Below are 12,309 nucleotides of genomic sequence, written 5' to 3'. Positions count from 1 at the left end.
TGAATTTATATACTAGATTAAAAAACGACCCACGTTTAATTTGCTCATAATATTCGACTTCTGCCTTTAATTGTTATGAAATGAGATTAGCGGCTGTATCGTCATCTCCACTTGTTCAGCATTAAGGTCTATTTTCTCACATCTTAACAACATTTTCTAGACTCAAGTTAGCCTCATGTATAAAAAATATTTAAATGAATACACTGGTTAACGATATTGACAAATCGTTAACTAAGCATAAAATGGAGGTAAAGGAGATGATAAAAATGCCATCAGCTATTTTGGATAAAACCAAAGAAGAAATCAAACACGGTATCGATCATCGAGAGGCTGACGCTGTATACGAAGGCCTGGAAGGCGTATTTTCTACACTCATTCTTAAATTCCAACATATATTTAGTAATAAAATTTTAAGTATTAACGTAGATACCCAGGAAATGATCGATTCGTTTAAAAATTATCGTTATACCATGCAAGTACAAAAGCTTGATATGCTCATCGACTGGGTAAATCGTTTTGCTATATCTCATCCAGATGTCTCTGATTTGGAGTTTGGTAAACTAAAGATTGACTTAGAATTTTTGTTTTTAGAATTCGGTGGAAAGCATATCATTTTTGAATACAAAGAGGATTATCTTCTGACACCAAAAGAGACTGCAGACCAGTTAAATATATCAAGAGTAACATTCAATAAATATGTCCGAAACGGTTTAGAAACAGCGCATACAGCGCAGCATAAAAAAGTTCCTAAATTTGCTGTCGAGCTCTGGAACAATCCTGCATATAGTCTTAAGATGCAAATGATCTATCAAAAAAAGAAATCTATTTCTCAGTCTCCTCATGATCGATTAATTGAGATCAATGAAGAGATAAAAAAGTTGCAAGCCAAATATAGTTGTGAGCATTTTTCAGAAGCTTTTAAGGGTTATAATGGTGACGAAATGGACGATACCACTGACTATTGGCATTGGCGAGACCTGGAAGAAGAACGATCAGAGATTCTAAAGGAAACTAAAGAGAAATGAATACTCATGAAGCGCCTTCTTTACTAAGTCCAGCAAACATATATAATATAACCCAAAAATATAGTGATCTATTTCAAGAATATCCTCAATATCCACAATGCCATACACTAGTATTTAAAAATTCAACAAGAGAAATTGAAGGATGGATCCCATTAAAAAAGCATCATAATTATGGAATAACCGGAATGCATTTTGTAGAAAGATATGATGGTCAAGGATTGGTCAAAGGGTATAATTATGAATGGAAATGTTTTTATCCGATAAAAGGTATCCAGCTAAGTCACATTATTAGTTGGGGAAACGAGCCGCATGATGCTCCTGGTACTGCCCCTTCACTAAAGACAAAAACCGAACCCCATCATTGCCATTATTGTCCAAATGATCGAAGACTGAGAAGAGAGAATTACACTGTTCGATCACTGGATATGGCATTTACATTTATCGCTTATTATATCAAAAACGATGATCCGTACGATCCAAATAATCCTTATATTCAATAGTTCAAATTATTCTGCCAGCTCGGAACTGCTCCCACATTCAAATGATTGGTATTTTGCTATTTGACGTGGGGTTTGTTTGTTATACGTTTGTTAAGTGCTTTGGGATAAAGGCTCTGACGGGCACTCCGCAAAATAAATATCATCCATGACGCATTCATACGGCCAGTTGTGATGAAAATCCGGCATGCCAGGAACCTTTCTTTCTGATGGTTGGCTTTTGGTTATCTATTTAACACGAATGCAGCGGTTCGTCCCCGATGACAATGCTCCGCTCTTGCCGGGAAACGTGCAGTCTGAAATCGCTCATTTAAACAGGCTGTACGGTTAACAACAAATGAACAATGAGAAAAAAAGAAAACTGAATACGCCCATAAGCTCGCTCCTGACAGATGTCTGAACCAATAAACAAAGAGCAGCAGGCAGGAACATTGGCTGCCACTGTTCCTGCCTGTCACCGATCACATTCGGACAGGCTTATAGAATTCTCGATAAAAACAGTTTGGTCCGTTCGTGTTCCGGATGATCAAAAAGGGTCTCCGGTTTTCCGGTTTCGATAATCTCACCGTTATCGAAGAACACGATTCGGTCGGCCACCTCGCGGGCGAAGCCCATTTCGTGGGTCACGACAATCATCGTCATGCCACTTTCAGCGAGCTCCTTCATGACATCCAGAACTTCTTTAATCATTTCCGGGTCAAGAGCAGAGGTGGGTTCGTCAAACAGCATGATTTGCGGCTGCATGGCAAGCGCCCTGGCGATGGCGACACGCTGCTGCTGCCCGCCGGAGAGCTGCCCTGGATACTTACCGGCCTGTTCCGGAATGCCGACACGTTCCAGCAGTTCTCTGGCCAGTTTCTCCGCCTCCGCTTTTGGCTTCTTTTTCACCCAGATCGGAGCGAGCGTGATATTTTTGAGAATGGTCATATGCGGGAACAGATTGAATTGCTGGAACACCATGCCGGTTTCTTTGCGTATCGCTTCGATATCCCGGACATCATGGGACAGGCCGATCCCGTTAATTGTGATGTCTCCCTGCTGAATTTCTTCCAGGCCATTAATCGTTCGGATAAACGTTGATTTTCCGGAACCGGAAGGCCCGAGGATAACGAGTACTTCGCCTTTGTGTACGTTCAGGGATACATCTTTGAGCACATGATGCTTGCCATACCATTTATTTATCTTTTTGCATTCGATCAATATCTGATTTTTTTCATTATCGGCTGACGGCTGAGGGCTATTCTGTCCCATCATTCTTCCTCCTCGTATATTAGTAGTAAGCGCTCAATCCAGAAGAATTCCCGGTTGGATCCGGATACCTGTAATGACTCCTGGATTCTATAGGATTTGTCATGATCATCGTTTGCCAACGCCCAGTGTTCGTTCCAGACGACGGCTTGTGTAAGACATCGCTGAGGCAATGACCCAGTAGACAAGTGCAACGAAAAGGAATACTTCCATCGCATGCCCGAGGTATGACGGATTTGAGCGTACCGTCTGAGCAATGCCCAGCAGATCGACGAGGCCGACGATCGATACCAGTGATGTATCTTTGAACAGTGAGATGCTCTGTCCGACAAGCGCAGGAATGATGGTCCGCAGCGCCTGAGGTAGAATGATTAATAAATTGGTTTGTACCGGGTTGAGTCCGATAGCCTTAGCTGCCTCACGCTGCCCTTTCGGAATGGCCTGGAGACCACCGCGGACATATTCAGCCATGTAGGCAGCAGTAAACAGAGTCGCTCCGATCATCGCCCGTATCACGGCATCGATATTCAGCCCCTCAGGCAGGAACAGCGGGATGACGAGTGAAGCCATAAAGAAAACGGTAATCAGCGGCACCCCGCGGACGGCTTCGATATAAATAATACAGAAATATTTAATGACTGGAAGTCTGCTCGTTCTGCCAAGCGCAGCAAGTATACCGATTGGGAAAGCAAACACGATGGCGACAATCGACAGGAGTATGGTCAGGAGCAGGCCGCCCCATAGATTCGTCCCGACCGGTGTCAGCACACCAAAGCCATCAATCAGGAAAACGCTGACCGGAAAAGATAACAGCCATCCGGCAATAGCCACAGCCCTGCCCTTCGGTACCAGTGGACCGGCAAAGTAACCGACAACAGTCACTGCAATCAGCACAGCGAGCGCTATTTTTGAAGATGCCGAGATAAAAGGCATCAACAGATGCAGCAGGCAGATCAGGCAGAACACGACTGCCAGATGCCGTGCGGTACCCTTCCAGACGCCTGCGGAAATGCCGAACAGAGCAGATATGATGCCAAGACAGGTCCACAGTCTCCAGATTTGGTCAGGCGGATACTGCCCGGCCATGAATAATTTATAATTATTACGGATGACCGCCCACTCTGCATGGTCAATGAACCAGCCGAATGTCCCTTTTCCAATGAAATACAGCAGAACAGCAAACAGAATTGTGAGTAAAGTATTGTACCAGCTGCTGAACAGATTTTTTTTCAGCCAGCCGCCAATACCCGGTTTTGTTTTCGGCGGCAGATCTTCCTGCGTGTTCCCGCTTTTGCTAAATGGGGTCTCCATATCCGTCTCACCTCTCAACGATCTGCGTTTTTTTATTAAACAGGTTCATCAGTATCGATGTAATGATGCTGATAATTAAGTAGACAAGGATCATAATTGTGATCATCTCAACAACATGTCCGGTCTGGCTCATGATCGGATTGGCAATGGACACAATATCACGATATCCGACGGCGATGGCCAGACTCGAATTTTTCGTCAGATTCAGATATTGATTGGTCATCGGTGGCACAATCACACGGAAAGCCTGCGGCAGCACAACAAGCCGCATCGTCGTCGAGCTCTTCAATCCAAGAGCCCTTGCTGCTTCCCGCTGGCCCGCTGAAACGGACTGAATGCCGGCCCGGACGATTTCTGCGATATAGGATGCTGTATAGACAACGAGCGCGATCAGGACCGCCATAAAGTTTGCAGAGACAAGATATCCGCCCTCAAAATTGAACTTGCCCATCTCCGGATTGTCAACCGTGAACGGGCCGCTCTGCGTCAGAAGGAGAGGGATCAGCACAGCAACAAGCAAGGATCCCATAGCCCAGAGCAGCGGATATTTTCTTTTTCCAACGCGTTCCTGCGCGCGCAGAAGAAACTTCCAGAGGAATAAGGCTGCGATGATGCCTGCCACAAGAAAAATCATCCAGACCAGAGTTCCCGAATGCGGTTGGAACCAGGGAATGGCGGCTCCTCTGTTATTCAGGTAGACCGGTCCGATATGCATGCTGTTTTCGATTTTCGGCAACTGCAGGAAAACGGCAAAATACCAGATCACCATTTGGACAAGCAGCGGGGTGTTGCGGATGATTTCAACATACATACCGCAGATTTTTCTCACCAGCCAGTTGTCCGACAGCCGTCCGATACCGATCAGCACGCCAAGGATCGTGGTCAGAGCAATGCCAATCACAGCAACTTTAAGTGTATTTAAGATCCCGACCAGAATGGCGCGCAAGTATGTATCCGTAGGCTGAAAATCTATCATTGATTCTTCAATGGTGAAGGATGCTGCATTCTGAAGGAAACCAAGCCCGAGATTAAGCCCCTGTGCCCTGAGTCCACTGATTGCATTACTGATTAAATACCAGGCCGCAAGAACAACAGCCACGGCAAAGCCAGTCTGCAGTAAAATTGGAATGATTCGATTATCTCTCCAGAAGGGAGTCGACGTCTCCACCTTTGCTTTCTTCGCCAATTTCAATCACCTCTCTGACTCATCTGAGACTTCTGACAGGCGTGATCTTTAATCATTCCACCTGTTTTCTGAAATAAAGGAAAGGACCTGGCCGTGATGTTGACGAAAACGGCAGGTCCTCCTTTCTATCGAGAGTTCTGGCAGCATTACCGGAAAGGAGGCGAATAGAGTAGCCCGCCATTTGTCCAGCTCTCGTTCTGACCTCTCTCCAGATGGAATACGGTATCAGGTCCAAGATTACGATTATAAATTTCTGAGTAGTTGCCGACGTGCTTGATCACCCGATAGGCAAAATCATCGGTAAGTCCCAGCATCTTGCCGAGACCGCCTTCAGCACCGAGCAAGCGGCGGACAACCGGATCCTTGCTGCCCTTGAAATCATCGACGTTCTTCGAATTAATGCCCAGTTCTTCAGCTTCCATCGTCGCATAAGTCACCCACGTTACGATGTCGTACCACTGATCATCGCCCTGAGCAACCGACGGACCAAGCGGTTCTTTAGAAAGTGTTGCATCAAGAATCACGTGTTCATTCGGATCCGACAGTGTGGACTGTCTGGATACGAGCCCGGATTTGTCGGTCGTCCAGGCATCGACACTGCCCTTCTCATAGGCAGTCACGAGGGAGTCGGCATCGTTAAAGACAACCGGTTCGTACTTAATGCCCAGTTTCCGGAACTGGTCAGCAAGATTCAGTTCAGTTGTGGTACCGGTCTGGACACCAATCCGGGCGCCCTCCAGATCTTTAAGGCTTTTGATCCCGCTTTTTTTAGGCACCATGATGCCCTGCCCATCATAGAATGTAACGGGACCAAAATTGGCACCATTGTCCGTATCACGGCTCGTTGTCCAGGTTGTATTTCGAATCAGCACATCAATATCTCCGGACTGCAACGCGGTAAACCGCTCATCTGCGGAGAGCGGACGGAATTCAATGGCGTCCGGGTCATCGAATATTGCTGCTGCAAGTGCTTTCCCGAAGTCTACGTCAAATCCTTCATATTTTCCTTCTTCATTCACGTAACCAAAACCGGGAAGCGCGTTATTGACACCCACAACGACTTTTCCTCTATCCTTAACAGCCGCCAGGATCTTTCCTTTGCTGCTTCCGCCTCCGCCTTTGGAATTATTGGTGTCCGATGACGAACATCCTGCCAGAACGAATCCCAGAATTAGAAACATTCCCGCAACCAGTGTGAACAGCGTATTTTTCTTCCTCATAAAAGCCGTTTTCCCCCCTGATATTATTTTGTTTTATATATAAATTGACAATAGAACCTATATTCAGAAATTACCGGCTGAAAGAAGTTGCTGAAAAGTCAAAAGCTCGCTTACCTTTTATGATCTGGAGGTATTGAGAAGAAACACATTATGTCTGAAAATTTATAAATATTGATCAATATATAATATATTAAATGATAACACATAGCCTGTCAATATATATCACATACGCCGCTATTTTCTGTGCAGATTAACAATGCTTTCTGACACGGAATCCCATCGGTTTAATACCTCTGAAAATCAGAAATTCTTCCATTCAAATTCAGAGCCCTTCCATCCACTACAGGCTATGTGATGAACACTTCAGGAGTGAACCTCACACGACTCAAGTCGTGTGCTTCTGGGAACATTGCACACTTACCTAACGTTCAGGCAGAGGTCACAACTCTTTTACCAAGGCTCGTCCCGAGCCGAAGAATATTCTTTGCTGCGTTAATATCTCTATCGTGATGATGCCCACAGCCAGGGCATGTCCAGTCCCTTATGTCTAACATATGCTTTCCGTCATCATAACCACATTCCGAGCATATTTGTGATGTCTTATAGGGATTGACAATGACTAATGTTTTACCATACCATGCACATTTGTATTCAAGCATCCGTCTAATTTCCCGCCAGGATTGATCAACAATTGCTCTGGATAATTTGTGATTGCGTAGAAGATTTTTTGCTTTCAAATCTTCTATGACAATGACATCATTATCTTTAACTAATTGCATTGTAATTTTATGGAGATAGTCATTGCGTTGATTAGTCATTTTCTCATTGTATTCAGCAACCATTAATTTGGCTTTTTTATAATTTTTAAAGTCATCAAGGCATCTGGGATTAAGTACCTTATTATGCTTATCCCATGCGATTTCTTTCTGAGCTTGCAATCTACGTCTAGCTAACCGTTTCTCCCAGTAATGTTTCTTCCTGGCTAAGATTTTGTCAAAACGAATGGTAGGGAACTTAATACCATCCGATCCAATGACTAAATCGGCAACACCCAGGTCAATACCTAATTGCCTTCCTGTTTTGTTGAATGTTTGGTTTTCATATTCAACAAGCAGCACAGCATAATATTTTCCTGTTGGTGATAGACGAACAGTTACTGATTTAATTTTTTCAGGAATTTTAATTCCTGCTTTGAATCTCATAATTCCTAATTTCGGTAATTTAACATGATGTTTATTAACTTGTTTCATGTTTTTACCTACACATTTTGATTGATAACTTTGTTTCGGATATTTCTTTGATTTAAACTTTGGAAAACCGGTATGTTCTTTGAAAAACTTTTTATATGCTTCCACCAGATCATGATTCGTACATTGTAAACTGGTACTCTCAGCATCATTTAACCATGGATACTCAATCTTCAAGGCTTTAAGCATGTTATTCAATGCAAAAGCGTTAAGAAAAGAAGAGTCGGGATTGTTGCGGTATCGTTCAATCATCATGTTTAACATCTGATTCCACACAAAACGGTTATAGCCAAAGTTTAATTTAATTTTAAGTTTTTGTTCTTTGTTAGGATATATTCTTAACTTTAAACCTTTTAATACCATTGTTGTTTCACCTCTTTTCTTTAGTTGAGTCCGTATAATTGTGTAAAAAGGGTTTCTGAATATGAGAAAATGGTGAGCAGGGAATCTGTTTTTCTGGAGGGGCTGGCCAGCCCCTCCAGAAAAACAGCGGGATTTCATTTCTCTCTCGTCTCTGTCATTTTTTTCATAGAAAATGAGCCGGAGCCCATCATCTCAGTTAGAATAGAGTTAACCAAAAACCAAATTCTAAAGGAGAGATTCAGGGATGGCTCAACTACAGATTACTCTAGATGAACAACTTTTGCATCAATTATTTCTTGGCGATTCAAAAGAATCTGGCATGAATGCCCTTTTGGAGGCGATTTTAGATCAAGTACTTCAGGCGCAGGCCAGTGAGCAACTGAAAGCCGAAAAATATGAACGTAGTGAGGCCCGGACCGATTACCGAAACGGCTCCTATCCCCACCAACTAACGACCCGTGTGGGCAAGCTTTCGCTGAACGTTCCTCGACTACGCAACGGTCATTTTTCAACCGATCTCTTTAAACGCTATCAGCGCAGTGAACAAGCGCTCGTTTTGTCTTTGATGGAAATGGTCATCAATGGGGTTTCAACACGCCGTGTCAGTCACATCACTGAAGAGCTTTGCGGCACAGACTTCTCGAAGTCGACCGTATCGGATCTTTGCGGACATCTGGATCCACTGGTCCATGGCTGGAATGACCGCCCTCTGGAGGGCAGCTATCCGTTTCTGTTTGTTGATGCGATTTATACAAAGGTGCGTGAAAATGGCCGTGTTCGTTCTCGTGGTGTATTGATTAGTTATGGCGTCAACGAGAAAGGGTATCGCATGATTCTGGGTCTGAAAGTCGATGACAGCGAAAGCACGGAGGCGTGGAAGAACTATTTCGATTGGCTGAAGTCTCGTGGTCTGAAGGGCGTCGATGTGATTGTCAGTGATGATCATGGGGGTCTCGTCGGTGCCGTTCAAAAAGCGTTTCAGGGAGCCACATGGCAACGGTGCCAGGCTCACTTTCTGCGCAACGTAAACGATCGGTTCCCAGATGATTTACAGCGAGAAGGAGCTGAACAGGTAAAAGCGATTCTGCACGCCCCAGACATCGAAACCGCTCGTACGCTCCTTCAGTCTTTTCTGGATACTTATCAGGAGAAAGCGTCTAAAGTGACTGAAATGGTGGAGGAGGCTTTTGATGATGTCACTGCAGTCCTTTCACTTCCGGAGCCGTATCGTCGCCGCCTGCGAACGACAAACGGTATGGAGCGCCTCAATGAAGAATTTCGCCGTCGGGAGCAGGTCATTCGTATTTTTCCTAACCGCGAGTCAATCATCCGCCTCATGGGTTCTGTTCTCATGGAGCAGGACGAAAAGTGGTCGAACGGCCGGCGCTACCTGAGAATGGATGACTATTTTGACTGGAAAGCGAAACAACCCAAAGTGGCTAATTCCAGTAAAGTGACAGCCATTTATCCAGGATAATCAACCCTATCCTGGCTGAGATAATTTACACATAAAAAAAGACTTGACCTTTTCTTTAACTATAATATATCATGATGTTATTGTCTTGTAAACATTATGATTAAATGTTATTATAATCACGAGGTGAAATGATATGGGTACGATAGCAAGTAACAAAACAAGAACACTATTGACCATTGAGAAAGACTTAAAGAAAGAGTTGGAACAAATAGCCAAAGAACAAAACAGATCATTTAACAATTTAGTGATTACAGTATTGAAAAGATACGCCGATTCATCTCATGACTGAAGTCACGAGTGTTCTCGGCTAATCATAAAAATAGATTTCGACCCCTTTCGGAGGCAGCGCGTCCTCAAACGGCTCCAGATATTCGTGTGTCATCCCGGGACCGCCATGCAGCAGCAACACCTTAATCGGACTGTCGCCTGCTTTACGCGTCCAAACATGAAAACCGCCATCAATTTCAATGATGTGAGAACCTTGACTGACCATGTAATCCACCCCTTTTCAAGTTTCATGTAAGATACTTACATTTAACGCAACATAGATCAATCAATAACCAGGAATTCCTGCAGCTTATCATTACGTACCATACAAACAGGATTCTGGAAATAGCCGCCTGTAAAACAAGTAACAGACGCAATAACCAGGATACGGCCATCGTCATATCAGAAGCGCCTTCAATTCAGCTACTGTCAATATTTTGAGCCATTTGATATGAAGATGTATTCAGGTCCTTAAATCCAGTATACTAAAATCATTGGGGCAATTCATATCTGAAAAGAGTTTTTTGCGATGTTGCTTTTTTTCATCACGACAATCTAAGCGGCACAACTTTTCCAGATTGTCAAGGTTTACCTTCCTGGCCGGGCAAATCTTCTTCAGCGTATTGTGATCCTTTTCAAAGCCGCCACAGACCTCCCGTCTTTCACCGGTTTCCATATAGAAACAATAGATGTTACCCCTATTGTTATAGGCGACATCCTGCTATACCAAATCGCCCCATATTGCAAGGGCTTTCATACCGCTTTCTTGTATATAAGACGTTTTGCCCTTAGAGCAAAAAGTAAAATAAGCGGAGATTTTCCGATTAGGGGAGAACGGAACGCTTTTCGAGGCGGTATATAAGCGGAGTTTTTCCGGTTATGCCCGGCAAAAAGCTCCATTTTCCCGTCTTCTGAGTCAATAGGCGGAATCTCTCCGTCTATTTTAACTATTGTTAAATTTATTCCTTGAGTAAGCGGAATTTTTCCGTCTATTCATCTGATCAGGCGCTTAACCGGATCTCCCAACCGATAAGAGCGGATCCCAGGTCACCTCCCTAAGTATTTTTCATATTGGGGTAAATTTCCCCGATAATCTACGATAGAACCGTAACTGCCAATAATCAGTGAGTTCTAAAACTCACCAACCCCACCACCTCTGCCCGGTCTGTCCCACACCTTCCTCCTTAAATCACTCCCTTTGAGATTTTTCAGGCATAATCTCTGCTTTCCAAGCATCAGATAGATCTAGTCTTAATGACTCACGCACGAAATGATGCTTCAAAAAATCGGCCAGGGATGGTTCAGGACATGCAGAAAATCTTCGTGACGATTATTTTGTCAGTCACCGTACTGCTCAGTGGCTGCAGCCCGTCGCATCAACCGACAGAAAGGGGATCTGACACGCATGAAAAGCCGGTGAAAGCACCTCCTGCAGCCGTTGTCGAGAATCCATGGAAAGAAGGCATGTTCCAGAAGGGCGTGCAGATTTATCTTCACGCTGACAAGGCCGGTGACGCCTTCATCAGGGAACGCATCAGACAAAATCTTGACTATGTGGTGAAGCTCGGAGCAAACAGTGTCGGAGTCAGCTTCCCGATTTATACGGATGGCGCTACCCCGACCCGCGTCTATGTCGGTCCGGCAACGCCTGGCCGGGGTCTGCTGAAGAACGCCATTCTTGAAGCCAAAAAGCGCCAGCTGCGCGTCCTGCTGCGTCCGATTCTGGATGAATCCAATATAGTAAGCGAGGAGCCGCTTGCCTGGCGTGGATCGATCCGGCCGGAAAATAACGCACGCTGGTTTCAATCCTACGGTGCGCTCCTGAGCACGTATGCGGCGCTTGCAGCACAACTGGAGGTTGAAGAATTCGTTGCAGGTACAGAGCTTGTCTCGCTTCAATCGCAAAAAAGCGAATGGAGGACGCTTAAGACGCGGATCAGAGCAGCCGGTTTTGATGGAAAACTCAGCTATGCGGCGAATTGGGACAGCTACGCCGACCTTTCATTTGAACCCGGCATCGATGCCTACCCCAAAATACACTTGAGTGACCGGGCCACCGTCCCCCAGCTGACGCAGGCTTTATATCAATGGCTGACTCAGCTGCCCGTCACGGCGCGCGGACGATTAACGATCCAGGAAGCGGGGATCGCCGCGCAATCCGGCATGTACCCTAAGCCCTATGTCTGGAACAGTAAGGCGCCTGTAAATGAAACCGTCCAGGCTCGCTGGTTTCAGGCGATGTATCAGGCCGCAAAGAAAGCACAGGTCAACGGGCTCTATTACTGGGCGCTGGATGTCTATCAGGATCCGGAGCAGGAATTGATCAACGGAACGCGCCCGTTCAGCTTTGTCAGAAAAAATACCGAAGCGGTCATTCGTTCGAATTTCGCGGATTAAAAAGGTGGCCTGTCCCTGACGAGTCTCATGTGTCAGACTGACAAATCACCAGAATGGACCTGCAATGCGGA

Annotated in this window: 11 protein-coding genes; 5 read left to right on the top strand and 6 right to left on the bottom strand. The window is 45.0% G+C overall.

Annotation, left to right across the window (positions count from 1 at the left end; genetic code table 11):
• Positions 1-257: 257 nt before the first annotated feature.
• Both ABNN70_RS05815 and ABNN70_RS05810 read left to right on the top strand, forming a co-directional pair.
• Positions 258-1,025, top strand: coding sequence for a DNA-binding protein (locus tag ABNN70_RS05815; protein ID WP_353949063.1), 768 nt, complete (start codon positions 258-260; stop codon positions 1,023-1,025).
• The gene (locus ABNN70_RS05810; RefSeq protein ID WP_353949062.1) at positions 1,022-1,525 is read left to right on the top strand and encodes a DUF6516 family protein; all 504 of its coding nucleotides are present in this window, start codon (positions 1,022-1,024) and stop codon (positions 1,523-1,525) included. Before ABNN70_RS05815 ends, ABNN70_RS05810 begins: the two co-directional genes overlap by 4 nt.
• Positions 1,526-1,999: 474 nt before the next feature.
• Here the strand turns inward: ABNN70_RS05810 and ABNN70_RS05805 are convergent, their stop codons facing one another.
• The 5 genes from ABNN70_RS05805 to ABNN70_RS05785 all read right to left on the bottom strand — a co-directional run bounded on the left by ABNN70_RS05805 (position 2,000) and on the right by ABNN70_RS05785 (position 8,097).
• Positions 2,000-2,773, bottom strand: a complete 774-nt coding sequence (locus ABNN70_RS05805) for an amino acid ABC transporter ATP-binding protein (protein ID WP_353949061.1) — start codon at positions 2,771-2,773, stop codon at positions 2,000-2,002.
• 105 nt (positions 2,774-2,878) lie between these two features.
• Entirely contained in the window at positions 2,879-4,081 is a 1,203-nt protein-coding gene (locus ABNN70_RS05800; RefSeq protein WP_353949060.1) for an amino acid ABC transporter permease, read from the bottom strand.
• Positions 4,082-4,088: 7 nt separating this feature from the next.
• On the bottom strand, positions 4,089-5,267 hold the full coding sequence (locus tag ABNN70_RS05795) for an ABC transporter permease subunit (protein WP_353949059.1): 1,179 nt from the start codon (positions 5,265-5,267) through the stop codon (positions 4,089-4,091).
• A gap of 146 nt (positions 5,268-5,413) precedes the next feature.
• Positions 5,414-6,487: an amino acid ABC transporter substrate-binding protein gene (locus ABNN70_RS05790; protein ID WP_353949058.1), complete on the bottom strand. Its 1,074-nt coding sequence runs from the start codon at positions 6,485-6,487 to the stop codon at positions 5,414-5,416.
• Positions 6,488-6,915: 428 nt separating this feature from the next.
• Positions 6,916-8,097, bottom strand: a complete 1,182-nt coding sequence (locus ABNN70_RS05785) for an RNA-guided endonuclease TnpB family protein (protein WP_353949057.1) — start codon at positions 8,095-8,097, stop codon at positions 6,916-6,918.
• Between the two features lie 244 nt (positions 8,098-8,341).
• Between ABNN70_RS05785 and ABNN70_RS05780 the strand changes: the two genes are divergently transcribed.
• Together ABNN70_RS05780 and ABNN70_RS05775 are read left to right on the top strand one after the other, a co-directional pair.
• Positions 8,342-9,574 (top strand): IS256 family transposase, encoded by a 1,233-nt coding sequence (locus tag ABNN70_RS05780; protein WP_353948950.1) that lies wholly within the window; start codon positions 8,342-8,344, stop codon positions 9,572-9,574.
• A gap of 133 nt (positions 9,575-9,707) precedes the next feature.
• Positions 9,708-9,863 carry a hypothetical protein gene (locus ABNN70_RS05775; protein ID WP_353949056.1) on the top strand — a complete coding sequence of 52 codons (156 nt, stop codon included), beginning with the start codon at positions 9,708-9,710 and terminating at the stop codon, positions 9,861-9,863.
• A gap of 18 nt (positions 9,864-9,881) precedes the next feature.
• Here the strand turns inward: ABNN70_RS05775 and ABNN70_RS05770 are convergent, their stop codons facing one another.
• The gene (locus ABNN70_RS05770) at positions 9,882-10,067 is read right to left on the bottom strand and encodes a hypothetical protein (protein WP_353949055.1); all 186 of its coding nucleotides are present in this window, start codon (positions 10,065-10,067) and stop codon (positions 9,882-9,884) included.
• Positions 10,068-11,149: 1,082 nt separating this feature from the next.
• Between ABNN70_RS05770 and ABNN70_RS05765 the strand changes: the two genes are divergently transcribed.
• A complete protein-coding gene (locus ABNN70_RS05765; protein ID WP_353949054.1) occupies positions 11,150-12,238 on the top strand; it encodes a hypothetical protein in 1,089 nt (362 codons plus the stop codon).
• Positions 12,239-12,309 lie beyond the last annotated feature (71 nt).

This window comes from Sporolactobacillus sp. Y61, from assembly GCF_040529185.1.
Lineage (GTDB): Bacteria > Bacillota > Bacilli > Bacillales > Sporolactobacillaceae > Sporolactobacillus.
Note: the sequence above shows the minus strand (reverse complement) of the source record. Positions and strands in the feature narration are given on the sequence as shown.

Bases quoted from the DNA above. Each gene is read 5' to 3' on its own strand.
- ABNN70_RS05770 (WP_353949055.1), bottom strand. From the start codon at position 10,067: ATGGTCAGTCAAGGTTCTCACATCATTGAAATTGATGGCGGTTTTCAT.
- ABNN70_RS05775 (WP_353949056.1), top strand. From the start codon at position 9,708: ATGGGTACGATAGCAAGTAACAAAACAAGAACACTATTGACCATTGAG.
- ABNN70_RS05790 (WP_353949058.1), bottom strand. From the start codon at position 6,487: ATGAGGAAGAAAAATACGCTGTTCACACTGGTTGCGGGAATGTTTCTA.
- ABNN70_RS05815 (WP_353949063.1), top strand. From the start codon at position 258: ATGATAAAAATGCCATCAGCTATTTTGGATAAAACCAAAGAAGAAATC.
- ABNN70_RS05805 (WP_353949061.1), bottom strand. From the start codon at position 2,773: ATGGGACAGAATAGCCCTCAGCCGTCAGCCGATAATGAAAAAAATCAG.
- ABNN70_RS05810 (WP_353949062.1), top strand. From the start codon at position 1,022: ATGAATACTCATGAAGCGCCTTCTTTACTAAGTCCAGCAAACATATAT.
- ABNN70_RS05780 (WP_353948950.1), top strand. From the start codon at position 8,342: ATGGCTCAACTACAGATTACTCTAGATGAACAACTTTTGCATCAATTA.
- ABNN70_RS05800 (WP_353949060.1), bottom strand. From the start codon at position 4,081: ATGGAGACCCCATTTAGCAAAAGCGGGAACACGCAGGAAGATCTGCCG.
- ABNN70_RS05765 (WP_353949054.1), top strand. From the start codon at position 11,150: ATGCAGAAAATCTTCGTGACGATTATTTTGTCAGTCACCGTACTGCTC.
- ABNN70_RS05785 (WP_353949057.1), bottom strand. From the start codon at position 8,097: ATGGTATTAAAAGGTTTAAAGTTAAGAATATATCCTAACAAAGAACAA.